Below are 24,290 nucleotides of genomic sequence, written 5' to 3'. Positions count from 1 at the left end.
CTTTTTTAGCATCAAGAAATCGTTGTCACATCTAACTTCAGGCTCGGATCGAACTCCTGAACGCGCTCTTCATCGTCCATCACCTGAGCCGGCATCTCTTCTTTATCAAAGCCGATATCGCCACCGTTGATTACACCAGAGTCACGATTGATCGATTTAAAGTCAAACAGCTCGAAATCCGCCAGATGGCTCGGTACCACATTCTGCATCGCGCGGAACATCGTTTCAATACGCCCTGGAAATTGCTTGTCCCAGGTATTCAACATCTGTTTGATGTTCTGACGTTGCATGTTTGGTTGAGAGCCACACAGGTTACATGGGATGATCGGATACGCACGCATTTCAGAGTACTTAATAATGTCTTTTTCACGGCAATATGCCAGTGGACGAATCACCACGTGTTCACCATTGTCTGATACCAGTTTTGGTGGCATGCCTTTCATTTTACCGCCGTAGAACATGTTCAGGAACAGCGTTTCAATGATGTCGTCACGATGGTGGCCCAATGCGATTTTTGTAGCGCCCAGTTCTTTCGCCGTGCGGTATAAAATACCGCGGCGCAAACGTGAACAAAGAGAGCAGGTGGTTTTACCTTCCGGGATTTTATCCTGAACGATGGAGTAAGTATCTTCTTCAACGATCTTGTACTCTACACCTAAGCTATCGAGATACTCAGGTAGAATGTGCTCAGGAAACCCTGGTTGTTTCTGATCCAGGTTTACCGCTATCAGTTCAAACGAGACTGGCGCGCTCTTTTGCAGACTCATCAAGATCTCCAGCATGGTAAAGCTGTCTTTACCACCGGACAGACACACCATAATGCGGTCGCCATCTTCAATCATATTAAAATCAGCGATAGCCTGGCCAGTATTGCGGCGCAGACGCTTCTGAAGTTTATTGAAGTTGTATTGTTGAGCTTTGGTGCGCTCTTGAGTTTGCTCAGTCATCAGCTTGCAGTCTTGATTCAGTGATTAAAAATGAAGTGCGTATGATACGGATATATAGGCGAGATACCAGATCTAATCGGTACTTAGAACAAAAAAATCCCCGGTATCAAACGGGGATTTTCACTGTCGGATTCGGATTCACATCAGATGGCTTCGTTCGGGTCGAGCGGGCTGATGTAACCTGCGGGTTTCAGTGCCAGAACATCACAATTAATTTTATCGATAACATGCTCAGCAGTGTTACCAATAAAGACAGCGGACAGCCCTGTACGTCCTGTGGTGCCGAGAATCACCATGGCGGCACTGAGTTTCTCCGCCGCTTCTGGTATCACGTCTTCAGGCAAGCCTTGCTCCACGATGGTTTGCTCTTCTGCAATACCGTGTTTTTGGCGTAGTGCTTTCATGGACGTTAAATGATGGCCACGTACGGCATCCGTATAGGTTGCCGGATCAAACTCGGGGAGCTCAATCGTAATATTGGCTGGCGTAACCGGATAAGCATTGACCAAATAAGGCGTCGCGCCAAACCGATCTGCTATGTTTTGCAACTGTTCCACCATACGATCGTTGAGGTCCAGGTGGGTGTCGTTTTCAGATCCCACATGAACAGACGCAATCACATTGGCATCTTCAGGCCAATATGCATTTTTAACCAGCAAGACCGGGCAAGGGCATTTACGCAACAAATGCCAGTCTGTCGGGGTGAAAATAACCGATTCAAGCACGTCGTGTTTGCGGGTGCCTTTGATCAGAATGTCATGACTGTTTGAAAAGACCTCGGCAATAATGGCCTCGTAAGGGCGATTATGCCAGACCACGACAACATTGAAGTCAAACGAATTGTTGATGTATGGCTCTGCGACTTTTCTCATCCACTGCTCACGCTGATGAATCACACCACGTCGCATTGCATCACGCTCTTCTGCAGAAAGCATGGAGGTCATGTCGTAGGAGAAATCATAAATGGAAAGGAAAAAAGTCACACTGCTGCGAGACCGGCTTTTCTCGGCCAGTTGCACTGCGCGGGCTAACGCCGGTTGTTCATCATGATTGATGTCAGCAACAACAAGAATTTTGCTATAGATACTCATACCAGCTCCTTAACGTGGAGGAGAACCATAAGATTACTGTAGCGCAAATCGTTGAGAACGTTTAGAAAAAAAGGGAAGAAGCGAGGAGATTTATGATGTAGCTCAGCTTTGAGCTACATCATTGAGATTACTGACTATTCTGACGTTACGCCAGCTAATTCCATCAGGGCATCATGATTCAAAATAGTGATGTATTTGCCTTTCACACTCAAAATTTCTGATTTCTGGAAACGGCCCAGAAGGCGAGAAATCGTTTCTACGGTTAAACCCAGATAGTTGCCGATATCACCACGTGTCATGGTTAAACGGAACTCACGAGGACTAAAGCCACGTTGGGAGAAGCGAGTAGAGAGGTTGTAAAGGAAAGCCGCCAGACGCTCTTCTGCGTTTTTCTTTGAAAGCAACAGGATCATTTCCTGGTCGCCTTTAATTTCGTTACTCATCAGGCGCATGATTTGCTGACGAAGCTTTGGCATTTTGCCTGACAGGTCATCCAGAATTTCGTACGGAATCTCACACACCATCGATGTTTCAAGAGCCTGAGCAAAGCTTGGGTGGCTGTCTCCAGTAATCGCATCAAAACCAACCAAGTCACCGGCTAAGTGGAACGCAGTGATCTGCTCGTCACCCTGTTCTGTGATGGTATAGCTTTTGATCGTACCTGAGCGGATGGCGTAAAGCGATTTCAGATCGTCACCTGCTTTAAACAGTTCCTGACCTTTTTGAATCGGCTTTTTGCGCTCGATAATTTGATCAAGCTGATCCAGCTCAGCTTCGTTGAGCGTAAACGGAATGCAGAGTTGACTGATACTACAATCTTGACAGTGAATGGCACAACCACCAGATTGAATGCGTTTTGTAGCAGGTTTTTCAGAAATCATAACAACCTTTCACTATTTGATTTACATCAATATTTTAGCACCCATTAACCACAAAGGATAGTTAAAAAAGCGTCTTAAAAACAGCTGGCTAAGCCGCAGATGACAAAATGGTTAATGCGCCGAAGGCAGTATACACACCATAACCCAAGATTAAAAATGCGCTGATATTGCGAAACAGGCCGGACTGTTGGATTTTCTGAAAATAGTTGGCGCCATAGCCTACGAACAGCATGGCGGGAAGGGTACCTGCTCCGAATGCCAGCATGATTAGCGCGCCGTTAACCGCACTACCGGAAACCGCAGACCAGGTCAGTGTCGAATAAACTAAACCGCAAGGCAACCAGCCCCAGATCACACCGAATGGCAAGGCATGCAATGAAGATTTTAATGGCAGAAGTGATTTGCCCACAGGAGAGATATAGCGCCAGACAGATTGACCCAATTTCTCTACTTGCAGCAAGCCATTCCACCATCGGCCTAAATAGCACGCCAGCAAAATCATAAAAATAGCGGCTATTAAACGGAGCCAAATCAAGGCGGAATTAAGTTCGCTGACTTCAGCCAATGTGGACACAGAACCGCCGACAAGCGCGCCAACCAGAGCATAACTGATGAGGCGGCCAGTATTATAAAGCAGGGGAATAACTCGTTGTTTACTATGGGATTGCTGACCAAGGGAGAGCAGGGAAGCTAAGCCACCACACATACCCATACAATGGCCAGCGCCGACAACACCAATCACAAAGGCCCCAAGAAAATCCGGGCTCATTGCCGATCTTTCTCCTGAGGGTGCTCATCTTCGTCAAACAAAATGTTGTGTCCCTGACGCTCTAGATCTTCAAACTGCTCGCTCTTCACTGCCCATAGGAAGATAGCGGCCGCGACTGCGACCAGTACAATCGCAATCGGAATCAGAATATACAGGCTTTCCATTTTATCGCCCCTTTTCTTTAAGCAAACGCAGAGAGTTCGATACTACTATAATTGAGCTTGCAGACATACCGACCACAGCCACATAAGGCGCAACTAAGCCGGCCACAGCTAACGGCAAAATCAATAGATTGTATCCCAGAGACCACGCAAGGTTTTCGCGGATAATGCGGCGGGTTTTTAGCGCCAGGTTACGCGCTTCAAGTAGCTTATCCAACTTATCACCGAGTAATACCATGTCTGCAGACGCTTTGGCGACATCGGTACCGCCACCCATCGCGACGGATAGATGGGCCCCAGCCAGAGTTGGCGCATCATTGATTCCGTCGCCGATCATCATCGAAATGTGGCCACTATCCTGCGACTTCAGGTACGCCAGTTTATCTTCTGGTTTCGCTCCGGCCACGACGGTGTCTATACCGATCTGATTCGCGACCACATCAGCGTTTTGCTGAGTGTCGCCAGTCAGCAAGGTGGTTTGAATACCTGCTTGCTGAAACTTCTCGATCAGCAGAGCACTTTCTTTGCGAATAGGATCTTGATAGGTGAAGGTCGCGATAAGTTCACCATCCAAAGAGAGATAAATACCATTCGAGACAGACTGCGTAGTATCGCGCAATACAAAATCTGGACTGCCAATTCGGACCGTACTTCCAAGATAATGGCCTTCGATACCCGAGCCGATAATGTTCTCGACCTGTGTCACTTCAATGGCATGATCAAAGTAGGGCTTAAAAGCACGAGCGATCGGATGGTTAGCGTGGGCTTCCAACGCCGCCGCTATGGCCAGCACTTGCTCAGCACTGTATTTACCATGCACCAGGGTGTCTTTCAAAACAATGTCACCGTGGGTGAGTGTGCCGGTTTTATCAACGACCAGATGGTTGACCTTACACAACGTCTCAAACACGTGACTCTTACGCAACAATATACCAAAGTTGCTCATGCGCGATGTCGCACAAGTCAGAGCCGTCGGCGTCGCCAACGAAAGGGCACACGGACAGGTTGCGACCAGCACAGACAACATGATCCAAAATGCGTCTTCCGGTTTGGTTTCATGCCAATACCACCAGGTAAAAGCCGCAATGATCAGAATCACGGCCACAAAATAGCGTGCAACTACATCCGCTATCTCGGCGATTTTCGGCTTAGACATCTGAGCTTCGTCCTGAAGACGAACGATGTTTGAAATCACAGACTCAGCCTTGGTAGCCGCGACATTGAGGTCAAACGCTTCCTCGCCATTAAGTGTACCGGCATATACCGCATCGCCCGTGTTTTTCACCACTGGTACGGATTCCCCCGTCAGCATGGATTCGTCGATGTGCACACGTCCGGACAACACAACTCCGTCCGCCGGAACGTGCTCACCCGGCAGCACCCGAATGTGGTCACCCGGCTTTAGTGTTTTGACCGGTATTTGTGTCCCGTCCAGCTTGGTCGCAATCGCTGGTATCAGTTTCAGTAAATTCCCACTTGCGGCTGCGGCTTTACGCCGGGCACGCATTTCGAGAAAACGTCCGACCAACAAGAAGAACGTGAACATCGAGATAGACTCGAAGAACACTTCGCCTTTTTCTGTTACTGTCGCCACCAAACTGGCTACGTAGGCAAAAATGAGTGCAATGGAAACCGGAACATCCATTCCGAGCGTTCTGCCTCGAATACTGCGCCACGCATTGAGATAGAACGGCAGCGCGGAGTAGAGCAGCACAGGTGTAGCAAAAATCAAACTGACCCAACGGAAGTAGTTCTTAAACTCCGTATCTAAATCACCAAACACTTCCAGATACAGCGCGACAGCCAGCATCATTACCTGCATGGTCGCCAAACCCGCAATCCCCAACCGATACAGGTATTGCTTCATCGATCGATGGTAAGAGGCTTCCTGCTTATCGGCTTCGAATGGCGCGGCTTTGTAACCCAGTTGATGAATAACGGAAAGCAGTTCACTTAAACGAGTCTGAGTTTTGTTCCATTTGAGCAACGCTCGGTTGGTCGTTGTATTGACTCGGATCGCGACCACACCGGTATGAGAGGAGACCTGTTTTTCTATCAACCAGGCACATGCAGCACATGAGACCCCCTCAAGTGACAAGGTCACCTCTGAGAGATCGTCATTATGACGAACAAATTCAGCCTGTACGTCATCATTGTCATAGTGAATCAGGGTCTGAAGCTGCTCCGGAACCAGATCCACTTTATCCGCTGGCGCGGTGCGATATTGGTAGTAGGAGACCAAACCACTATCAACAATAGTCTGAGCGACGGTTTGGCAACCCGGACAACACATGCCTCTAACTTCACCAAGAATCTCAACATTGAAGTCCGTGTTGACTGGTACCTCTTCACCGCAGTGATAACACGTTTTGCACATAGCGTCAGTTCATCAGTAGGATTTCAGTGGTAGGGAAGGTGACACGACCTTGTATTAGCCATGAGTCATCATGTGGGGTGAGTTCGATAAACCAAGGGCCTTGAAGCTCTTCCGACAGCTTGATGCGGTACTGACCTTTGGCATCCGCAGTGACCAACTGGGTAAAATCTCGGTCCGCCAGGGTTCGATGGGCAAACAGTGCAGAAATGGCAGGATAGTGGTCCAGCTCGCCTTTATTAAAACGGATCACGATATCGTGACCATCAGACTCGACCTGAGCACTCAAACCCAGCTCTTTGGCAACATTGATTTTCGATAGATCAATATTGATTCCCTTGCCTTTTTTATAGTAATCCTCGGTCACCAGAGACACTGAATTTTGTGAAAAAACGATCACTGTAAGAATTGTCCAAACGACCACGGTAAGAGGAAGAATAATTAGAAACCACGGCCAGAATTGTTTATACCAAGGCTTTACCATAAAAAAGTTCTCAACGACAAAATGAAAGAAAGGGCCACAAATTTATAGGAAAGACAGCCCCTTAGAAAGGGGCTGTTATTGAAATGTTACTTATTGTCAGAGTTACTCAAACTCCAGACATAGGAAGCAACCAATTGAACTTTATCTTCGCCAAGAATGTCCTTCCAGGCAGGCATCACGCCAGAACGTCCATGTGTAACGGTTTCAGTTACGTCAGCGCGAGTACCGCCGAATAACCAATCTTGATCGGTAAGATCCGGCGCACCAACAGCCGGGTTACCTTTGCCGTCAGTACCATGACACGCAGCACAGACAACAAAACGCGATTTACCCGCTTCCGCTTCACGTGCATTTACCGAACGTCCAGACAGGCTCAAGGTGTAGCTAACCACTTCCTGAACACCCTGCTCACCGAGAGCATCGATCCAAGAAGGCATCTGGCCGATACGACCATGCATAATGGTGGTTACAATCGCTTCTGGTTCACCGCCGTACAGCCACGCATTATCTGTTAGGTTAGGAAACCCTTTCTGACCGCGTGCATCAGAGCCGTGACACTGAGAACAGTTCTGCAGAAACAGACGCTGGCCTACTTTAACGGCTTCAGAATCAGCTGCGATTTCCGGAATCGGGCGCAGTTGACCATTGTCGGTGTATGCCAGTTTCTTAAATGCCGCACCAAAGTACGCATCTGCGTCATCCAGCTCTTTAGCATATTGAACCAGCTCTTTGCTCTGTTGAGCTTTCGCGATAGATTCACGAGATTGCTCAATTGAACGAACGGTTTGATCCGAGCTCTGCCAGCCCAGCACGCCTTTGAAACTACCCAGACCCGGATAAAGAGTCAGATAAACGGCGGCAAAAATGAACGTACTTACGAAAAGGTAGCTCCACCATTTCGGCAGAGGGTTGTTCAACTCACGAATACCGTCGTACTCGTGGCCCATGTCGTCACCTTCTTCCACACCCATTTTATCTTTCAGGCACCAGAAGAGCAGTGCAGCACAGCCAACGAGCGTACCGACAGTAATGATGATGATCCAAAGACTCCAAAATGTAGTCATTACTTAGTCACTCCATGTTCTTTAGAGGGTGCTTGTTCTTCGTCTGCAAAAATCATATTGGCGTCTTCTTCAAAGCGGCTTTTACGGCTTTTGCCGAAAGCCCACCAAACCACGCCGATAAAGCAAACAAATATCACTATGGTCCAAATACTGTGAATAGTACCGATGTCCATAATCCCTCCTTACTTCATTGAATGACCAAGAGACTGAAGATAAGCGATGAGTGCATCCATCTCTGTTTTACCTTCTACGTCTTTCGCTGCATTAGCGATTTGCTCATCTGTGTAAGGAACACCAAATTTATCGCGGAATAGTTCCAGTTTTTTCTGAGTGTACTTGCCGTCAAGCGTATTCTCAGCCAGCCAAGGGAAACCTGGCATGTTTGACTCAGGAACCAACTCTCGAGGGTCAGTCAGGTGGACACGGTGCCACTCATCAGAGTAACGACCACCCACACGAGCCAAATCCGGGCCAGTACGTTTAGAGCCCCACAGGAATGGGTGTTCCCAAACACTTTCCCCAGCCACAGAGTAATGGCCATAACGCTCTGTTTCCGAACGGAATGGGCGCACCATCTGGCTGTGACATACGTTACAGCCTTCACGGATGTAGATATCACGACCTTCCATCTGTAGCGCTGTATAAGGCTTCAGGTTTTCAACCGGTTCAGTGGTTTGTTTCTGGAAAATCAGCGGCGTGATTTCCACCAACGCCCCAAGACTGATCGCAAACACGATGCCGATAGCCAGCAAGCCAACATTACGTTCAACAACTTCGTGGCGATTGTTCGAATTACTGCTCATTCTTAAATCTCCTTATGCCGGTTGCTGAATAGCTTTAAGGCTATGTTTAGGCGCAGAAAGGGTTTTGTAGGTGTTGTACGCCATCAGGAACATACCTGACAGGAAGATGAATCCACCAATAAAACGAACCGTGTAGAACGGGTAAGACGCCTGTACAGATTCAACGAAGCTGTAAGTGAGCGTACCGTCTGAGTTTACTGCACGCCACATCAGGCCTTGCATCACGCCAGAGATCCACATAGCAACGATGTACAGAACAGTACCGATAGTCGCCAGCCAGAAGTGGGTGTTGACCAAACCGACAGAGTACATGCGCTCTTGACCAAACAGACGAGGAATCAAGTGGTAAACCGAACCAATTGATACCATTGCAACCCAACCCAATGCACCTGAGTGAACGTGACCAATCGTCCAGTCAGTGTAGTGAGAAAGAGCATTGACCGTCTTAATAGACATCATCGGACCTTCGAAGGTCGACATGCCATAGAAGGACAGAGAAACGATTAGGAAACGCAAGATAGGGTCGTAGCGCAGTTTATGCCACGCACCAGATAGCGTCATAATACCGTTGATCATACCGCCCCAAGAAGGCGCAAACAGTACCAGCGACATCACCATACCAACGGACTGAGTCCAGTCTGGCAAAGCAGTATAGTGAAGGTGGTGAGGACCGGCCCAGATATACAGGGATATCAGTGCCCAGAAGTGAACAATAGATAGGCGGTAAGAATAAACAGGGCGTTCAGCTTGCTTAGGAACGAAATAGTACATCATACCTAGGAAACCAGCGGTCAGCAGGAAACCTACGGCGTTGTGGCCGTACCACCACTGAACCATTGCATCAACGGCGCCAGAGTAAATACTGTACGATTTCATCATTGATACCGGAATTGCCATACTGTTCACAATGTGAAGAACAGCAACCGTGATGATGAAGGCTCCGAAGAACCAGTTCGCTACATAAATGTGAGAGGTCTTACGCTTAACCAGAGTGCCAAAGAACACTACGGCGTAAGCGACCCAAACAATCGCGATCGCGATATCAATCGGCCATTCCAGTTCAGCGTATTCTTTACTTGTGGTGTAACCCAAAGGTAAAGAAATGGCTGCAGAAAGAATTACTGCCTGCCAACCCCAAAAGGTGAAGGCTGCCAGTGGACCACCAAACAGACGTGTCTGACAGGTACGCTGCACAACATAGTAAGATGTTGCAAACAGGGCACTTGTACCAAACGCAAAAATAACCGCATTAGTATGCAACGGACGTAAACGACTGTACGTCAACCACGGCGTATCAAAGTTTAGCTGTGGCCAAACTAACTGAGCGGCAATCAAAACACCAACGCCCATACCGACAATACCCCATAAGATGGTGACCAGGGTGAACTGACGGACGACCGTATAGTTGTAGTTTTGCTCAAGCTGCTTTTCTTGGCTCATTTGCATGCTTCCAATTTCTAATTAACTACACTTTACTTCCAACACGACAAAAACGTCGCAATGCCCCCCAAACCCTTAAGAAAACTATGCCATTTCAGGCGTTTGGTGTATCTTGCAGGCTTTAACAAAAAGTGGCATTTTCAGCCGACAACTATACTGCAATTAACAATTCAATGACAGGGTAGTAACCTTACTGTCGTTCAGGTTTTGCTCTTTTATTTCAAAACTTTGAACTTTGTTACACGGAGAATACACATTCATGCCAGCTCAAAAGCTCACACCAGCACGACTTGCGCAAATATTGATCATGTTAACCTTACTTCTGATCGCTTTTTTCTGGAGAACGGTCACGTATGAACCAAGTCAATCCTTCCAGTGTCAACTGGAAACAAAATGTACAATTAATGTTAATAATCACCCGTTCACTGCGATCTGGCAGTCAGACGGTCAAATTGTCATCTCCAACCTACCTAAGGACTGGAAAATCGCTGAGAAAGATTCCCTAACCATCACGCAACCAACCGGACATACACATGTAGTTGCACTTGGTATTCCTGACCAATTACCTGAGGTAGAAATTCTCTCTGACGAGGGAAGCCGTTATAAATTGATCTTCGCGAAATAATTGAACGAGCAAACAAACTTTTCACTATGAAATACTAGGATGATGAATAGAATTAAGGTATAAGAGACGAAACTTAAGATCTTATGCCCGTCATGCACTTTAAGACTCGCGTATCTCACAAACCGCAAGAGTCCATGGTGGCAGATGACATGCTCTCTGAGCTGGATGTTGAAAATCTGGCGAGCGTCATCTGTTACTACACTCAAGATTACGACCCCAGCAAGCTCCGTATGGAGCTATCGAAACGTTTGCCTGACCATGTTCCTGTTATCGGCGCCTCGACATGCAGAGGGCTCATGACAGAAAAAGGGCTTCACTGGGGACCCGTCGTCGGACTGGCCGCTATTTACGACAGTAAGTCCAGTGCGTATGGATCTGCTCTAAGTCAGGTATACGATGATTCCGACATACCTGATTTAGTCTCCGTAACCCTGGATAGAGCGCTCAAAAAAGCGGAGCGTGAAGGCGAAGTACCAGGATTTGTCATCGCTCACGCCACTCCGGGTTTCGAAGAAAAAATCATTGATGCGATCGACTCCAAATTTCACGTGCCAGTACCAATTATCGGTGGCAGTGCCGCTGACAATGGCATCAAAGGCCATTGGTCAATATTTACGGAAAAAGCGCACACAACCCGCGGCATAGCACTTCAGGTATTTTTCCCATCAGAAAAGCTCTCTACGAACTTCAGCGCTGGTTATTCACCAACTGAATTTACCGGCACTGTGACTAAGGCCAAAGGCAGGGAACTGCTGGAAATTGACGGCGAACCCGCACAAAAGATTTATCGAGAATGGATCAGTGACCACGCCGGTGTGTCAGTACCACCACATTTCGTGTTTGAGTTAGTCACTCAGTATCCTCTGGGACGTATCGCTGGTCACGTCTATGCTCAGCCTTATTATAAATTGTCTCATCCAATACGAATCAGTCAAAAACAGGGGCTGTTGCTCTTTACTGATATTCGTCCCGGAGATGCAATTACTTTAATGTCCGGTGACAGAGAGCAACTGATTAGCCGAGGAGCGCGAGTGCTCCAAGAAGCAAATAGAAAAAATCACCTGAACTCCCATACTCTGGGGATCCTCTGCATTATGTGTGCAGGACCAATGTTGTATCTGGGAGAAGACATGAAACGGGTCTACGCAAACCTCAAACATGAAGCCGCCAATACACCATTTATTTGTCCTTTTACGTTTGGCGAACAAGGCAGATTTGCCGGGGGTGAGAATGGCCATGGCAACCTGATGATTTCCGCAGCCAGGTTTTATCGCTCAAGGTGAAAGACAAAAAACGATGCAATTAGAAAACCAAGAACAATTGAGTGAACTGCTCGTCGAATTAAACAGAAGCCGGGAACGAGAAGCCAGACTGGCAGAGGAAAACAGTGCCATACTCGCAGGGATATCCAGCATTACTGGCGCGAAAAACAAACATCAGATTTTCCACGAACTGCATCGTGTTTTATTGCCTTACATCGCATTTGACGATTTTGTCGTACTTACAAAAGACAAAGACGAAGCACATTTCAAAACACTGCTGACCTCAAACAGTGTCTTTGCTAAACACGTATGGAAGAGCGACAACAAATTCAATCGTGTTCTTAACGGTGACTGTATTGTTCTGTTCCAGCCATCCACACTTAAAGAGTTCGAGGAACTCAACGCTTTTGCCAGACAAGAGATTCAGTCTGCGCTGGTCACGGGTGTCAAAGCCCAGGTGTCCCAGTTTGTCATCATGCTATTTGGCAGAAGAAAAGGGCAGTTCAGCATTCCTGTTCGTGACACCCTGTCACGTTTTCGGCCATTACTCGAGCGGGCTATCATTGATATAGAGAACAAAGAACGCCTGGAGACGCTGGTCGAGATCCGAACTCAAGAGCTTGAATTAGCTCAACAAAAAGCAGTGGAAGCCAATCAGGCGAAATCTCAGTTTCTGGCGATGATGAGCCATGAAATCCGGACCCCCCTTAACGCTGTACTTGGCCTGATTGACGTAATGCGAGCCGACTCTTCCTCTTTGCAACAACTCAAGCTGCTCGAACAGATGGGCGCATCTGCTGAGCTACTTCTGGTGATCATTAACGACATTCTCGACTTCACAAAAATTGAATCCGGTCATTTTGACCTTAATAGTCAGTGGATTGATCTACGCTCCGAATTTGATAAAGCGTTGATACACTTAAAGCAGTCTGCCAAAGCAAAAGGGCTGATATTTCAATCTGATACGGATATTGAAAGCCATCGGGACTTTTGGCTAGATCCGACGCGTTTTTCGCAAATCGTCTTCAACCTTGTGGGGAACGCAATTAAATTTACTGGCAACGGCCTTGTGACCGTGTCACTTAAAGCGACGGGCGCTCAACTGATCCTTGAAGTCTGTGATACCGGAATAGGAATCGAGCCCCAAATTCTTGAGAGCCTATTTAGTCCATTCAAACAAGCAGATAGCTCGATCACGCGTAATTTCGGTGGGACAGGCCTCGGACTGACCATTACTAAACATTTGGTCAGTTTGATGGGCGGCAATATTGATGTCGAGAGTACACCAGGTTTGGGATCTGTTTTTAAGGTATCTTTGCCTTTGCAATCCAGATGCAGAGAACGCATTCCAGAGCGTGACATGCCAAAACGCTACGAAAGTAACAAACAGCAAGTTGTTGTGGTAGAAGATACCAAAACCAATCAAATGGTGATCAAGCTGATTTTGGAAAAAGAAGGCTACCTTGTGATCACGAAAGATAATGGTAGCGAGGCGCTGGATTTCTTTGCCAACGGCGGTCAGGCAGACATTATTCTTATGGACATCTCAATGCCAGTCATGGATGGCATTTCCGCCACAAAAGCGATTCGAGCACGGGGACTGAACACACCAATTGTTGCTTTGACAGCGCATGCGATGGAGCAAGATCAGCAGTTATGTATCAACGCCGGCATGAATGACTTTGTAGCCAAGCCAATCCGAAGTGCAGAGATAATCGAAACCATTGGACGAATTTTAGAAACAAACAATGATCGTTAATACTAATAATTGGTTTGGAAATCGTAGATTAACAAACTGATTATTAGGTATTTTATGGTAAATACAGTTATGTTTAATCTGAGCCACCTTAAAGGTAGTAAGGGGAACAAAACGCATCAGAATCCAAGCTAACTCATATTTAATTTAACATAATATACACAATGCGAACTAAAATGTGTAGAGGATTAGACCGGCCCGATGTTCTTTTCTGAGCTGTTTGCGTTGATTTTGTAACTCGCGGTGTCTGTCGATGATTGACGATATGCTGTTGTTTGGTATCCCTTATCAATTCATTGAGCTAATTTCATGCCAAGCGTTTCCATCATCTCTTTTGGTAACCACGCTTGATACTCAGCGACTCATACCTTCTAAGCCCCATGGAATGTCAAAAATGCACTAGGCTGTAAAGTGTCAGAAACTGTTACCGCTGTGTCGACTCGGAGGAAAGATTATGGAGAGCTCTAATATTGAAAATGACTTTGTCGTGCTGACTCCCAACAAACAAGCTAATTCCATCACCAACACTCACGATATGTATGAACGCTTAAACACCGAATATAGTGATTTCAAAGGACATGAACTGATCTCCTGCTATTCCTTTTCCGAAAATTGGTCAACTTGGGAGATTCATCCGCATGGAGATGAAATTGTCATGTTGCTGTCTGGCAGCGCAACTTTCATTCTCGATGTGGACGGCGAAAAACAACATGTTCATCTCTCCCGTGCTGGCGAATATGCGATTATTCCTAGAAACACTTGGCATACCGCCCATGTTGTTGATATGGCCAAGGTGCTGTTCATAACCCCAGGTGAAGGAACCCGGCACAAACCTGACGAATCGATGTGATCTTTCGTCGCTTACATGCATGAAAAAACCGCCACGGAGTCGCGGCGGTTTCAGCAATGGAATTAAGTTAAACGATTAGTTAGTGCGCCGTTTTCTTGCCATTTTTGCCAGAAAAGCCTTGGTGAGGAAATACGTTGCGAATGCGTTGCTGCACTTTCTTTGGCACTTGCTCAGAAAAAACCAGTTTCATGCCACTTCGCTGGCGGTAAACCTTCATTTCACCATCAAATGGAACATGTTCAGCGATCTCAACAACATTGTGTTTAAACTTTGGCGGGAAATGGCCTTTTACGCGACTCAACTCCCCTGATTTAAACTTCACTCGTAGCACCGGCCGATCGACCGCTACCAACCAAAAAATGATCACTGCAGCAATTAAAATGACATACAGCATGACGCACTCCCCTTAATCAGACAGTAACTTAGAAAGATCTTCTTTCAAACTGTTCACTGCTTTACTGGCTTTCTCACTACGAGACGCTTCGCTCAGAAGATATTCGATAGCATCAGACAATGTACAACCCAGTTCACTGGCACGGTGAGACAGCTTCTCCCAAACCCGATAATCCAAATCAATAGACTTTTTCTTAGTGTGGATTTGCTCAGCATTGAAATGACGCTTACGCTTTGCCCGGATCGCCTGCTTCATTTTGTTATCAAGCTCTAGCGACATGTGTTTTTCTATCCATTCAAGAACTTTAGTTGGCTCATGTTCCAAACCTTTAAGCTCTTTAACGGCAGCGTCAGCTTCACTGGTGTCGATATGATGGGTAATCGCTTCCCCATCCTTCCATTTTTTGACCAGATACTGCCACTTCCAACCGCATTCCAGGTTTTCAAGCTGTTGATATTTCATTGTCTAAACATTCCACTGGACTAGTAGTGACAGCGTAACCCAAGTTCGCTGTAATCACAATCTGCTGAGAGTAAAAAGTCGAGCTGGATCATTGCACTACTACCTCACCCTGTTTTTCTATATAATTTGAAACCTTTTATGTAACCAAGAACAGACTCATCGATGAATCAAGAAACCTGGTACTCAGTTATTCCTCACTACGATCATTTTAATGCGTCCATTGAGCAATACCAAAACATTTCCCATGTTAACTTTTTCACTGCTCAACCACGCCTGAAACAAGCTATCAACAAATTCGTAGCCGGAAAAGGACTAACAAAAGTACTGCTGGTCAATTCTCCGGACAATCCGGTATACAGGCAACTTCTGCAACAACACTTGTCTGACCTTGATTCTGCTGCACCGGTTATCTACACCGAATCCCTGGATCCAAAACATGTATTCGGAACGTACGAAGCTCATTCCGGCGAAGTCACAGTTCAATTGCCTGGCTTATTGGAAAAAGCAAATGGCGGGTACCTGGTATTGTCCGCCAACTTCCTGTTGAGCAATCCTATGAACTGGTTACTACTTAAAGCCGCCGTTTTTGGTGAGCCCGTACAGCAGATCAACTCAGCGCCGACGCACCTTAGCAACAATGTGACAGACAAACATTACAACGTAAAATTGGTCATTGTGGGCGATCGCGGCCAACTGGGTGAAATAGATTATCTGGACAGTGACATATACTCTGGCATGTGCATGTTTTCCGAGGTAGAGCCTGAAATCGAGCTGACAGAACAAAGTATCTCCACATATCTTGGCTATTTGAAATGGTTATGTGCTACTTACGATCTTCCCGAGTTAACTCAAAGTGGCATTGAGCGTCTGATGGTTGCCGGTGCACGTCTTACTGAAGACCAGAGCTACATGCCTTTGGATGTGATTTGGTATCGCTCACTACTTGAAGAAGTCAGTATTGATTTAACAGTTGGTGACAACGTAACAAAAGAAACGTTGGATAAAGTCATTGATGCCCGCCTCTACCGAGAATCTTATCTGCCCGATCGCGCTCTGTCCGATATTCTCGATGGTCAGGTGATCATTGAAACCAAAGGTGAACGCGTTGGTCAGGTGAACGGGCTCACTGTGATTGATGTTCCCGGGCATCCGCTTTCATACGGTGAACCAGCGCGTATTTCGTGTGTCATTCACTTTGGTGACGGTGACATTTCTGACGTAGAACGTAAAGCCGAGTTGGGTGGCAACCTGCACGCGAAGGGCATGATGATCATGCAGGCCTTTGTAAGCAGCGCAATGAATCTCGATGAGCCCATGCCCTATTCTGCCTCCGTCGTATTTGAACAATCGTACTGCGAGGTCGATGGTGACAGCGCATCTCTCGCTGAACTCTGCTCTTTCGTGAGTGCGTTATCCGAGTATCCTATTAACCAACAGATTGCGGTCACTGGCGCGGTGGATCAATTTGGACGCGTCCAGGCAGTCGGCGGGTTGAACGAAAAAATCGAAGGCTTCTATCACGTTTGTAAACATCAGGGTTTGACCGGTTCACAAGGCGTTATTCTGCCCAAATCTAACCTGAAACATTTGGCGCTTCATAAAGATGTAGTGAAGAGCATTCAGGATGGAGAGTTCCATATCTGGTCTGTGTCGACGGTTGATGAAGCAGTACCTATTATTATGGGTAAACCTTTCAGGGGCGATGATGAAGAAAGTGTGATTCATAAAATCGCTGAACGCATCGAGAACTTTGAACGACACGAACACCCTACAGGCTTGATGGATCGAATAAAAAACTGGTTTGTCTAGAACTGATCGGAGTTGTTTAGCTTACACCTGTTCACTAAGATGCACCTGTCAAAAATTGGAGTAATTGATAATGCAAAACAAACGTGATTCATACAATCGTGACGATCTGTTAGCCTCTAGCCGTGGTGAGCTATTTGGTCCGGGTTACCCTCAACTGCCTGCGCCAAATATGCTGATGATGGACCGTGTTACCAAGATGTCTGAAACTGAAGGCGACTATGGTAAAGGTCTAATCTTGGCGGAGCTGGATATTACTCCTGATCTATGGTTCTTCGATTGCCACTTCCCTGGCGACCCTGTTATGCCTGGCTGTCTGGGCCTGGATGCAATGTGGCAGCTTGTTGGCTTCTTCCTTGGCTGGGTTGGCGGCAAAGGTAAAGGCCGTGCACTGGGTGTTGGTGAAGTGAAGTTTACTGGTCAAATCCTGCCGACCGCAAAAAAAGTCACGTACGAAATCAATATGAAGCGTGTTGTAAACCGCAAACTGGTTATGGGCTTGGCTGATGGCCGCGTCCTTGTTGACGGTAAAGAAATTTATGTGGCAAAAGACCTGAAAGTTGGCCTTTTCCAGGACACTTCAGCTTTTTAATTAGCAGAGTGAATAAAAGCGGCTCACTTGAGTCGCTTTTTTGTCACCAACCATATTAGTTATAGTGCATCATATTACGATATGACAAACAAAAAGCCCCTTTCGGGGCTTAGTTCTCCATTTATAGTATGTGGATTTGAAGATTTTTACTTGTAGAGGCCAGCTTGTTTATCATCTCTGGCGTCACGCCAACCGCCTAACCAATACGATCGCACATCCATCTGTTGATAAGGGCATGTTTCCGACGAACGGCCGTTCAGACCTGCTTTATATCCTTGAGATTGCGCTCGTTCCAGGCGGTCACGCTTTTGTCTCTTCATAGTGTCGTCCTCATACATAAAAAAGTGTCTAACGTACTACTATTAAATATTTGTGGAGCTTTTATGACTCCACTATTAAGAATCGATCAAAACGGCCGCTTTCTCAAGGTATAAAAAAAGCACAGATTCAAATTTGTGAACCTGTGCTCTAGTATAAAAATTGACCTATTTTTTACGGAACCCTAGGAAGCCAAGCACTGTCAAAGCCAAGAAACCTAGGCTACCACCGCTGCGGCTTACTGGCGGACGCTCAACACTACGCTCTTGAATATCAGCGTTAGTCGCACCTTGGATTGGAACCAATTTCACCGCCACAATTTGCTCGGCACCGCTGCCGCCATCACAATAAGAGTTGTGCTCAATCGTGTCGTAACCACCGCTACATTTCAGGGCTGTCGCCGAGATGACGCCGGCATCGTTGATATCTGTAGCATCAATAACGCGGAACTGGTTGTTGTTACCTGTAGCGTTTCCATCATTGGTTAGATCATCCAGGATCCAAGCACGGTTACCAAAAACACTGTTTGGTGTCACGTCACCGATAGAAAGAGGATAAATAAAGCCACGTTTACGACGAGGTTTGCCATCAACTTCGCGGTTCTGTTCCGCGTCAGTCTGACCAACTAACTCGTTGAGATTGTTGATACTCCCCGCTTGGCCACCCGCACCTTTAAAGAAAATAGACTGACCAGAATCCGCCATGTAAGTGGCTGAAGGGCTTGTCACATCACTGACGTAGAACACTTTGTTCGCCGCCGAGCCGTTTTCTGGTTTGTTACCCGCTAGCTTAGCAACACCGATAGCCACACCGTTGGCATTGACCTTCTCAACCACAGAGTTGGAGTATTTGTAATCACTGCCACTGGTTGCGTTCGACACCTGCTTACTTGCGCAGTTAGACAATGCACCCGTTGAAGTATCACGGTCACAGCTAAACACGGTGGCATCAATACGCTGATCTTTGTAGGTGTTGTAGCCCACACCATAGAACTTGCTCTCTTTGACCAGAACATCGCGCATACTGGCTTGAGCTATTCGGTCAGAGTCCTGCTCTTTAGCACCACTTCCCCAAGAAAACTCTGTAACAGACGACGTATCATTGCTGTTCCAGACTGCTGCTTTCGATGAGTGGTGATCGCCGTTACCATTTTTCTTGAAGCGGGAGATGCTACCGACCACATAGTCGCCAGTATCATCTGAATTGAATGCTCGCGACTCAACAACGTTTGGTTCATTGGTTGGTAAAAACAGGCTAAATGGCGCAAACGCTTTGTTACGCGTGCTGCCATCACGGCTATTGCCAATCGCATTACCATTTTTGTCGAGGCTGTTCAGAGACGTGTTCGAGTCAAAAGACTCACCACCAGCACCAACGATTTGCGCCTGACCATTAGTGTAATCGCCAGACAGCTCTTTGCTGTAACCTTCCCACTCTGTCTGCGCCCAGGACTCGCAAGTTGAGTAGCCTAGTTGCGCATTACAGTAGCTTTCAAAATCATTTTTATCGTCGATATAACGAAAGCGATTGTCCATCGCAAAAGGAAGCTCTTCACGGTAGCTGACGCCCTCTGCCCATTTGCGCCCTTCCACGCCCATCGCGTAGGCATCACCATTGCCACATGACGTACTGGTGAAACAGTTTTCTCCGTCTGCAGAAGGTTGAATTGCAACACCGTATGACTCGGCGTATCCAGATAAAGCAGATGGTGTAACCTCAACCACTTTGTAAATCGCAGCATTGGCGTTCATTGCGGCAAATACAGTGGCCGCAACTGCTGATAACTTGAATGTATTACTCATTGTTATTACTAACTATTCCTGTTGCATGGCTTCGAGCTCTTCCCAACGCTCGAATGCACTTTCTAATTCCTGCTCCGTAGCGGAGAGCTGATCCAAGATAGATTGGGTGGTATCGACAGGCTGACTAAAGAACTCCGGCGAATTCACCTGCTCTTGTAGCGTTTCTATCTCGGTTTCTAATTCTTCCAAACGCGCAGGCAAAGCCTCTAGTTCGCGCTGTAGTTTATACGATAACTTTTTCGACTTAGGCTTCTGTTGCGTTGTTTTGGGAGTTTCTTCAACTCGTTGCTGCGTTTTGGGTGCGTTATCAGCCGAACGAGCCTTACGCACCTGCAAACGCTGCTGTTGAGCGTCATGATATCCACCAACAAACTCTTCAATCTCACCATCGCCTTCGAAAATCCAGCTTGTCGTGACCGTATTATCGACAAATTGACGATCGTGGCTGACTAAAAGTAACGTGCCCTGATAATTGGCAAGTAAATCTTCTAAAAGTTCCAACGTTTCGATATCTAAATCGTTGGTTGGTTCATCGAGCACCAGCAAATTATTGGGTTTAAGGAAAATACGTGCGAGAAGCAAGCGGTTCTTTTCCCCACCAGATAACGCTTTTACGGGTGTTCTTGCGCGTTTAGGCGCGAACAGAAAATCCTGGAGGTAGCTCAAAGCATGACGCTGACGTCCAGCAACCATAACTTCCTGCTTGCCATCAGCAAGGTTATCGATGACGGATTTTTCTGGATCGAGTATCTCACGGTATTGATCAAAATACGCCACTTCCAGCTTGGTGCCACAATGCAATCGACCGGAATCCGGTTGAAGATCGCCCAGCAGAATTTTCAACAGGGTACTTTTGCCACAACCATTCGGGCCAATCAGTGCAATACGCTCCCCACGCATCACATTAAAACTGAAGTTCGATACGATCTTCTGATCGTCAATGCTGTAGCTGAGATCCTCAGCTTCAAATACGATCTTACCAGAGCGTGATGCATCATCGATCTGAATATTGGCTTTGCCTTGCACATCACGACGACTTTGACGCTCTTCCCGCAGTTTCTTCAGTGCTCTTACCCGGCCTTCATTACGCGTACGACGAGCTTTAATGCCCTGACGAATCCAAACTTCTTCCTGAGCGAGTTTTTTATCAAATTCTGCGTTTTGCATCTCTTCGACACGCAGCATCTCTTCTTTCTCTACCAGGTAATTCTCATAATTGCCCGGGAAAGAACTCAATTGGCCTCGGTCCAGGTCAACGATACGTGTCGCCATCGATTTAATAAAGGCTCGATCATGAGAAATAAAGATAATAGAACCACGAAAGTCCTTCAAAAAACCCTCGAGCCATTCAATGGTCGTGACATCCAGATGGTTGGTCGGCTCATCCAGCAACAGGACATCCGGGTCGCTCACCAACGCCCGGGCCAAGGCGGCTTTCCTTTGCCATCCACCCGACAAGTCGGTCAACTTGGTATGACCATCCAGTTTCAATGCGCTCAGAACATTTTTGATACGATCTTCAAAACGCCAGGCACCAGAGTGTTCAAGCTGCTCCTGAATACGCGATAACTTGTTAATATTGGTTTCTGAAGGGTCTTCGGTCACCAGATCTAATTGATCCTGATAGATCTTAAGTTGATGCCCGACTTCTTTCAGGCCACCAGCGACGTAATCAAAAACGTTACCGTCCTGATTACGAGGCGGATCCTGCTCCAGACGAGAAACAATGACATCCTGCATGATTTGCAGCTTGCCGTCGTCCATCTGAACTTCACCGGCCAACACTTTCATTAACGTGGACTTGCCTGCACCATTTCGGCCAACCAGACACACACGTTCATTTTCTTGCAGCGTAAAGTCTGCATTATCTAATAACGGGTGATCGCCAAATGCGAGTACCCCGTTATGGATGGTAAGTAACGCCATTATTTCCTAACCAATCTTTTAATTCTTCCAGGTCAAAAGGCCAATTGAGTTCCGAATCATTGTACTTAAGCACGGGAATGGTGACACCGTAACGTGAAAACAACGCATCATCCAGTGCAATATCAATAACCTGCACTGCATCTGCCATATCCAATTGTTTAACCAATCCAAATGCCATCTCGCAGAGATGGCATCCTTCTGTACTGTACAACGTAATCAAATCAGTCTTCCTTGTGACTAATCAGCCAGCAGTTATGAATGTGTTTGTTGCGACTGAAATCCAGCGGCAACGTTTGAGACGAAATATTCTGTGCTTTCAGCCCCAGTTCCGTCAGTGCGTCCATCTCCATCTTGAAGTGACGCTTGTTATTGGAGAATACGATGGTGCCACCAGCACGTAACAAGCGCTTAAGATTTGTCATTAACTGTACGTGGTCGCGCTGAACATCGAATGTCTGCTCCATACGCTTAGAGTTAGAAAACGTCGGTGGATCGATAAAAATCAGATCGAACTGCTCCGATGCCTTTTCTAACCATTGCAAACAGTCGGCCTGTTCAAAACGATGCTGACGTCCGACTTGGCCATTCAGCTTCATGTTTTCCTTTGCCCAGTCCAAATACGTATTGGACATATCAACGGTTGTGGTGGATTTCGCACCGCCACATGCAGCATGAACCGTTGCAGACCCTGTATAAGCGAACAAATTAAGGAAGTCAGTTCCTTGCGCCATCTGACCCAGTTTCCGACGAGTCAGTTTATGGTCAAGGAACAGGCCGGTATCCAAATAGTCATGTAAGTTGACCAGAAGCTTTACACCATACTCCTGCACTTCCATCATTTGCGATTCCTGACCTAGCTTCTGATATTGAGAGCGGCCTTTTTGCTTTTCTCGTACCTTTAAAACAACTTTGTTAGCTTCTACCCCAAGCACCTGAATGGTCGCGCGGATAATGTCCGTCAGGCGTCGTTTCGCTTTTTCTTCTGGGATGTTTTTTGGAGCCGCATATTCCTGAATCACGACATTATCCAGATAGAGGTCAATCGCTACGTTATATTCTGGTAAATCTGCGTCATAAATTCGGTAGCAGTCCAGTTTCTCTTTGCTCGCCCACTTGCCGATTTTACCCAGGTTCTTTTTCAAACGGTTCGCAAAATCAGGCGCAATTAACGACTCTTGATTGGTACTCTCGCCGCCATTCTCGCTCACCCGGGCTGAAATAGAATAGTTCTTTTGGTGACACGGTAACGCACCATTATTCAATTTGTATTGTTTGTCAGCGCGCATACGCAAACAGCTCAACAACTCATCTGAACTGGAGAATATCGATGCCTGGCATCCGCCAAATTGAGACTTAAGCTGCGCCCCAAACGCGGTGTACAGAGCAATTAATCCCGGATGAGTGCCCAAACGTTCACCATAGGGAGGGTTACAAATGATCACCCCCTCTTCGAAGCCTTCTGGACGACTAACCTGAGCCGCGTCTCCCTGTTCAAAGCGAATCAGTTCTTCAACACCAGCACGTCTGGCATTTTCGCGCGCTGTTTTCAACACCCGAGGGTCGTTGTCAAAGCCATAAAACTTAGCGTCAACTTTTTTGACACCACGCCTTGCCTGTACATTCGCTTCAGATTTAATCTCTGCCCAGGTATCCGGTTCAAAGTCTTCTAGCACTTCAAAACCCCATTTCTTGCGCATGACGCCAGGCGCCATATTGGCCGCAATCAAAGCCGCTTCAATAAGCAAAGTACCTGAACCACACATAGGGTCTAACAGGAATTTAGATGCGTCCCACCCGCTTCGTAACACAATCGCTGCAGCAAGCGTCTCTCGTAGAGGAGCACGACCTGACTCAGTCCGATATCCACGCTGATGAAGACCACCACCGACCATATCGATACCGAGTAAAGCTTTGTCTTTGTGCAGGCGCACATGAAGGCGAAGATCCGCATGATCCTTACTGATCGAAGGACGAGGTAAACCTTTCTTATTGAAACAATCCACAACCGCGTCTTTCACTTTCATCGCGCCATACTGGCTATTTCGAATCTCACGGTTTGTACCATTAAAATCCACCACAAACTTCTTCGAACTGTGGAAATGATTCACCCAGTTGACCGCAGACGCTGACAGGTAAAGATCCATGTCATCCTGACAAGTAAACTCGGCTAGCACACGCACAAATCTTGATGCCAACCGACTCCACAAACAGCAGCGATAGATCTGTTCATTTGTCGCTTTGAACTTAACCCCTGCCTGAACAGGTTTCGGATTGCTGATGCCTAACTGAATAAGCTCGTCAACTAACAGGTTCTCAAGACCGTTTGAGGTAACCGCAAGATATTGATGCATAGTGCTCTTTAGATAATAAAAATGACCCGTCATTATAGCCGACATCCCTTCATTGAGAAAATCTATCCGCCACTTTTCTCCAGCGGAGACACCAAACGGACATCAATTAACCAGCTTTTTTCGCATTGTTTC

Annotated in this window: 24 protein-coding genes; 6 read left to right on the top strand and 18 right to left on the bottom strand. The window is 46.8% G+C overall.

Going from position 1 to position 24,290, the window contains the following annotated elements; genetic code table 11:
• Window positions 1–11: 11 nt before the first annotated feature.
• The 11 genes from ttcA to ccoN form a co-directional block, all read right to left on the bottom strand.
• Entirely contained in the window at window positions 12–947 is a 936-nt protein-coding gene (gene ttcA, locus VPR01S_RS00260; RefSeq protein ID WP_021703273.1) for a tRNA 2-thiocytidine(32) synthetase TtcA, read from the bottom strand.
• Window positions 948–1,090: 143 nt separating this feature from the next.
• On the bottom strand, window positions 1,091–2,038 hold the full coding sequence (uspE, locus tag VPR01S_RS00255; protein WP_021703272.1) for a universal stress protein UspE: 948 nt from the start codon (window positions 2,036–2,038) through the stop codon (window positions 1,091–1,093).
• Window positions 2,039–2,172: 134 nt separating this feature from the next.
• A complete protein-coding gene (gene fnr / locus VPR01S_RS00250; protein ID WP_021703271.1) occupies window positions 2,173–2,919 on the bottom strand; it encodes a fumarate/nitrate reduction transcriptional regulator Fnr in 747 nt (248 codons plus the stop codon).
• Between the two features lie 88 nt (window positions 2,920–3,007).
• Window positions 3,008–3,688: a sulfite exporter TauE/SafE family protein gene (locus tag VPR01S_RS00245; protein WP_021703270.1), complete on the bottom strand. Its 681-nt coding sequence runs from the start codon at window positions 3,686–3,688 to the stop codon at window positions 3,008–3,010.
• On the bottom strand, window positions 3,685–3,852 hold the full coding sequence (gene ccoS / locus VPR01S_RS00240) for a cbb3-type cytochrome oxidase assembly protein CcoS (protein ID WP_021703269.1): 168 nt from the start codon (window positions 3,850–3,852) through the stop codon (window positions 3,685–3,687). Before ccoS ends, VPR01S_RS00245 begins: the two co-directional genes overlap by 4 nt.
• A 1-nt stretch (window position 3,853) precedes the next feature.
• On the bottom strand, window positions 3,854–6,226 hold the full coding sequence (locus VPR01S_RS00235) for a heavy metal translocating P-type ATPase (protein WP_021703268.1): 2,373 nt from the start codon (window positions 6,224–6,226) through the stop codon (window positions 3,854–3,856).
• A 4-nt stretch (window positions 6,227–6,230) separates the two neighbouring features.
• Window positions 6,231–6,707 (bottom strand): FixH family protein, encoded by a 477-nt coding sequence (locus VPR01S_RS00230; RefSeq protein WP_021703267.1) that lies wholly within the window; start codon window positions 6,705–6,707, stop codon window positions 6,231–6,233.
• 86 nt (window positions 6,708–6,793) lie between these two features.
• Window positions 6,794–7,771 carry a cytochrome-c oxidase, cbb3-type subunit III gene (ccoP, locus tag VPR01S_RS00225; RefSeq protein WP_021703266.1) on the bottom strand — a complete coding sequence of 326 codons (978 nt, stop codon included), beginning with the start codon at window positions 7,769–7,771 and terminating at the stop codon, window positions 6,794–6,796.
• Window positions 7,771–7,944 (bottom strand): CcoQ/FixQ family Cbb3-type cytochrome c oxidase assembly chaperone, encoded by a 174-nt coding sequence (locus VPR01S_RS00220; protein WP_021703265.1) that lies wholly within the window; start codon window positions 7,942–7,944, stop codon window positions 7,771–7,773. Before VPR01S_RS00220 ends, ccoP begins: the two co-directional genes overlap by 1 nt.
• A gap of 9 nt (window positions 7,945–7,953) precedes the next feature.
• Window positions 7,954–8,574: a cytochrome-c oxidase, cbb3-type subunit II gene (ccoO, locus tag VPR01S_RS00215; protein ID WP_021703264.1), complete on the bottom strand. Its 621-nt coding sequence runs from the start codon at window positions 8,572–8,574 to the stop codon at window positions 7,954–7,956.
• Between the two features lie 12 nt (window positions 8,575–8,586).
• On the bottom strand, window positions 8,587–10,014 hold the full coding sequence (ccoN, locus tag VPR01S_RS00210) for a cytochrome-c oxidase, cbb3-type subunit I (protein ID WP_040902068.1): 1,428 nt from the start codon (window positions 10,012–10,014) through the stop codon (window positions 8,587–8,589).
• Window positions 10,015–10,273: 259 nt separating this feature from the next.
• On the opposite strand from ccoN, the gene VPR01S_RS00205 reads away from it, so the two are divergent.
• The 4 genes from VPR01S_RS00205 (at window position 10,274) to VPR01S_RS00190 (ending at window position 14,507) form a co-directional block, all read left to right on the top strand.
• Complete coding sequence (locus VPR01S_RS00205) at window positions 10,274–10,639, top strand: hypothetical protein (protein WP_021703262.1); 366 nt, start codon at window positions 10,274–10,276, stop codon at window positions 10,637–10,639.
• Window positions 10,640–10,773: 134 nt separating this feature from the next.
• Window positions 10,774–11,922, top strand: a complete 1,149-nt coding sequence (locus VPR01S_RS00200; RefSeq protein WP_245580769.1) for an FIST signal transduction protein — start codon at window positions 10,774–10,776, stop codon at window positions 11,920–11,922.
• A 13-nt stretch (window positions 11,923–11,935) separates the two neighbouring features.
• Window positions 11,936–13,660: an ATP-binding protein gene (locus VPR01S_RS00195; protein ID WP_021703260.1), complete on the top strand. Its 1,725-nt coding sequence runs from the start codon at window positions 11,936–11,938 to the stop codon at window positions 13,658–13,660.
• A gap of 451 nt (window positions 13,661–14,111) precedes the next feature.
• The gene (locus tag VPR01S_RS00190) at window positions 14,112–14,507 is read left to right on the top strand and encodes a cupin domain-containing protein (RefSeq protein WP_021703259.1); all 396 of its coding nucleotides are present in this window, start codon (window positions 14,112–14,114) and stop codon (window positions 14,505–14,507) included.
• A gap of 79 nt (window positions 14,508–14,586) precedes the next feature.
• Here the strand turns inward: VPR01S_RS00190 and VPR01S_RS00185 are convergent, their stop codons facing one another.
• Window positions 14,587–14,901 carry a DUF3634 family protein gene (locus VPR01S_RS00185; protein WP_021703258.1) on the bottom strand — a complete coding sequence of 105 codons (315 nt, stop codon included), beginning with the start codon at window positions 14,899–14,901 and terminating at the stop codon, window positions 14,587–14,589.
• Between the two features lie 12 nt (window positions 14,902–14,913).
• Window positions 14,914–15,363 (bottom strand): macrodomain Ter protein MatP, encoded by a 450-nt coding sequence (matP, locus tag VPR01S_RS00180; protein WP_021703257.1) that lies wholly within the window; start codon window positions 15,361–15,363, stop codon window positions 14,914–14,916.
• A 162-nt stretch (window positions 15,364–15,525) separates the two neighbouring features.
• Between matP and VPR01S_RS00175 the strand changes: the two genes are divergently transcribed.
• Window positions 15,526–17,172, top strand: coding sequence for a S16 family serine protease (locus tag VPR01S_RS00175; RefSeq protein ID WP_021703256.1), 1,647 nt, complete (start codon window positions 15,526–15,528; stop codon window positions 17,170–17,172).
• 70 nt (window positions 17,173–17,242) lie between these two features.
• Entirely contained in the window at window positions 17,243–17,761 is a 519-nt protein-coding gene (gene fabA, locus VPR01S_RS00170) for a bifunctional 3-hydroxydecanoyl-ACP dehydratase/trans-2-decenoyl-ACP isomerase (RefSeq protein ID WP_021703255.1), read from the top strand.
• Between the two features lie 146 nt (window positions 17,762–17,907).
• Here the strand turns inward: fabA and rmf are convergent, their stop codons facing one another.
• The 5 genes from rmf to rlmKL all read right to left on the bottom strand — a co-directional run bounded on the left by rmf (window position 17,908) and on the right by rlmKL (window position 24,158).
• Complete coding sequence (gene rmf / locus VPR01S_RS00165) at window positions 17,908–18,081, bottom strand: ribosome modulation factor (protein WP_040902065.1); 174 nt, start codon at window positions 18,079–18,081, stop codon at window positions 17,908–17,910.
• 165 nt (window positions 18,082–18,246) lie between these two features.
• Window positions 18,247–19,881, bottom strand: coding sequence for a DUF3466 family protein (locus tag VPR01S_RS00160; protein WP_021703253.1), 1,635 nt, complete (start codon window positions 19,879–19,881; stop codon window positions 18,247–18,249).
• 12 nt (window positions 19,882–19,893) lie between these two features.
• Complete coding sequence (locus tag VPR01S_RS00155; protein WP_021703252.1) at window positions 19,894–21,807, bottom strand: ABC transporter ATP-binding protein; 1,914 nt, start codon at window positions 21,805–21,807, stop codon at window positions 19,894–19,896.
• Window positions 21,785–22,027, bottom strand: coding sequence for a glutaredoxin family protein (locus tag VPR01S_RS00150; protein WP_021703251.1), 243 nt, complete (start codon window positions 22,025–22,027; stop codon window positions 21,785–21,787). Before VPR01S_RS00150 ends, VPR01S_RS00155 begins: the two co-directional genes overlap by 23 nt.
• A gap of 1 nt (window position 22,028) precedes the next feature.
• Window positions 22,029–24,158, bottom strand: coding sequence for a bifunctional 23S rRNA (guanine(2069)-N(7))-methyltransferase RlmK/23S rRNA (guanine(2445)-N(2))-methyltransferase RlmL (rlmKL, locus tag VPR01S_RS00145; RefSeq protein WP_021703250.1), 2,130 nt, complete (start codon window positions 24,156–24,158; stop codon window positions 22,029–22,031).
• Window positions 24,159–24,290 lie beyond the last annotated feature (132 nt).

The sequence above is a fragment of the Vibrio proteolyticus NBRC 13287 genome (assembly GCF_000467125.1).
Classification (GTDB): domain Bacteria; phylum Pseudomonadota; class Gammaproteobacteria; order Enterobacterales; family Vibrionaceae; genus Vibrio; species Vibrio proteolyticus.
This window is presented reverse-complemented; position numbering and strand designations above follow the sequence as displayed.

What these genes read in the sequence shown, in the direction of transcription:
- ttcA (WP_021703273.1), bottom strand. Translation starts at nt 947, where the DNA reads ATGACTGAGCAAACTCAAGAGCGCACCAAAGCTCAACAATACAACTTC.
- uspE (WP_021703272.1), bottom strand. Translation starts at nt 2,038, where the DNA reads ATGAGTATCTATAGCAAAATTCTTGTTGTTGCTGACATCAATCATGAT.
- fnr (WP_021703271.1), bottom strand. Translation starts at nt 2,919, where the DNA reads ATGATTTCTGAAAAACCTGCTACAAAACGCATTCAATCTGGTGGTTGT.
- VPR01S_RS00245 (WP_021703270.1), bottom strand. Translation starts at nt 3,688, where the DNA reads ATGAGCCCGGATTTTCTTGGGGCCTTTGTGATTGGTGTTGTCGGCGCT.
- ccoS (WP_021703269.1), bottom strand. Translation starts at nt 3,852, where the DNA reads ATGGAAAGCCTGTATATTCTGATTCCGATTGCGATTGTACTGGTCGCA.
- VPR01S_RS00235 (WP_021703268.1), bottom strand. Translation starts at nt 6,226, where the DNA reads ATGTGCAAAACGTGTTATCACTGCGGTGAAGAGGTACCAGTCAACACG.
- VPR01S_RS00230 (WP_021703267.1), bottom strand. Translation starts at nt 6,707, where the DNA reads ATGGTAAAGCCTTGGTATAAACAATTCTGGCCGTGGTTTCTAATTATT.
- ccoP (WP_021703266.1), bottom strand. Translation starts at nt 7,771, where the DNA reads ATGACTACATTTTGGAGTCTTTGGATCATCATCATTACTGTCGGTACG.
- VPR01S_RS00220 (WP_021703265.1), bottom strand. Translation starts at nt 7,944, where the DNA reads ATGGACATCGGTACTATTCACAGTATTTGGACCATAGTGATATTTGTT.
- ccoO (WP_021703264.1), bottom strand. Translation starts at nt 8,574, where the DNA reads ATGAGCAGTAATTCGAACAATCGCCACGAAGTTGTTGAACGTAATGTT.
- ccoN (WP_040902068.1), bottom strand. Translation starts at nt 10,014, where the DNA reads ATGAGCCAAGAAAAGCAGCTTGAGCAAAACTACAACTATACGGTCGTC.
- VPR01S_RS00205 (WP_021703262.1), top strand. Translation starts at nt 10,274, where the DNA reads ATGCCAGCTCAAAAGCTCACACCAGCACGACTTGCGCAAATATTGATC.
- VPR01S_RS00200 (WP_245580769.1), top strand. Translation starts at nt 10,774, where the DNA reads ATGGTGGCAGATGACATGCTCTCTGAGCTGGATGTTGAAAATCTGGCG.
- VPR01S_RS00195 (WP_021703260.1), top strand. Translation starts at nt 11,936, where the DNA reads ATGCAATTAGAAAACCAAGAACAATTGAGTGAACTGCTCGTCGAATTA.
- VPR01S_RS00190 (WP_021703259.1), top strand. Translation starts at nt 14,112, where the DNA reads ATGGAGAGCTCTAATATTGAAAATGACTTTGTCGTGCTGACTCCCAAC.
- VPR01S_RS00185 (WP_021703258.1), bottom strand. Translation starts at nt 14,901, where the DNA reads ATGCTGTATGTCATTTTAATTGCTGCAGTGATCATTTTTTGGTTGGTA.
- matP (WP_021703257.1), bottom strand. Translation starts at nt 15,363, where the DNA reads ATGAAATATCAACAGCTTGAAAACCTGGAATGCGGTTGGAAGTGGCAG.
- VPR01S_RS00175 (WP_021703256.1), top strand. Translation starts at nt 15,526, where the DNA reads ATGAATCAAGAAACCTGGTACTCAGTTATTCCTCACTACGATCATTTT.
- fabA (WP_021703255.1), top strand. Translation starts at nt 17,243, where the DNA reads ATGCAAAACAAACGTGATTCATACAATCGTGACGATCTGTTAGCCTCT.
- rmf (WP_040902065.1), bottom strand. Translation starts at nt 18,081, where the DNA reads ATGAAGAGACAAAAGCGTGACCGCCTGGAACGAGCGCAATCTCAAGGA.
- VPR01S_RS00160 (WP_021703253.1), bottom strand. Translation starts at nt 19,881, where the DNA reads ATGAGTAATACATTCAAGTTATCAGCAGTTGCGGCCACTGTATTTGCC.
- VPR01S_RS00155 (WP_021703252.1), bottom strand. Translation starts at nt 21,807, where the DNA reads ATGGCGTTACTTACCATCCATAACGGGGTACTCGCATTTGGCGATCAC.
- rlmKL (WP_021703250.1), bottom strand. Translation starts at nt 24,158, where the DNA reads ATGCATCAATATCTTGCGGTTACCTCAAACGGTCTTGAGAACCTGTTA.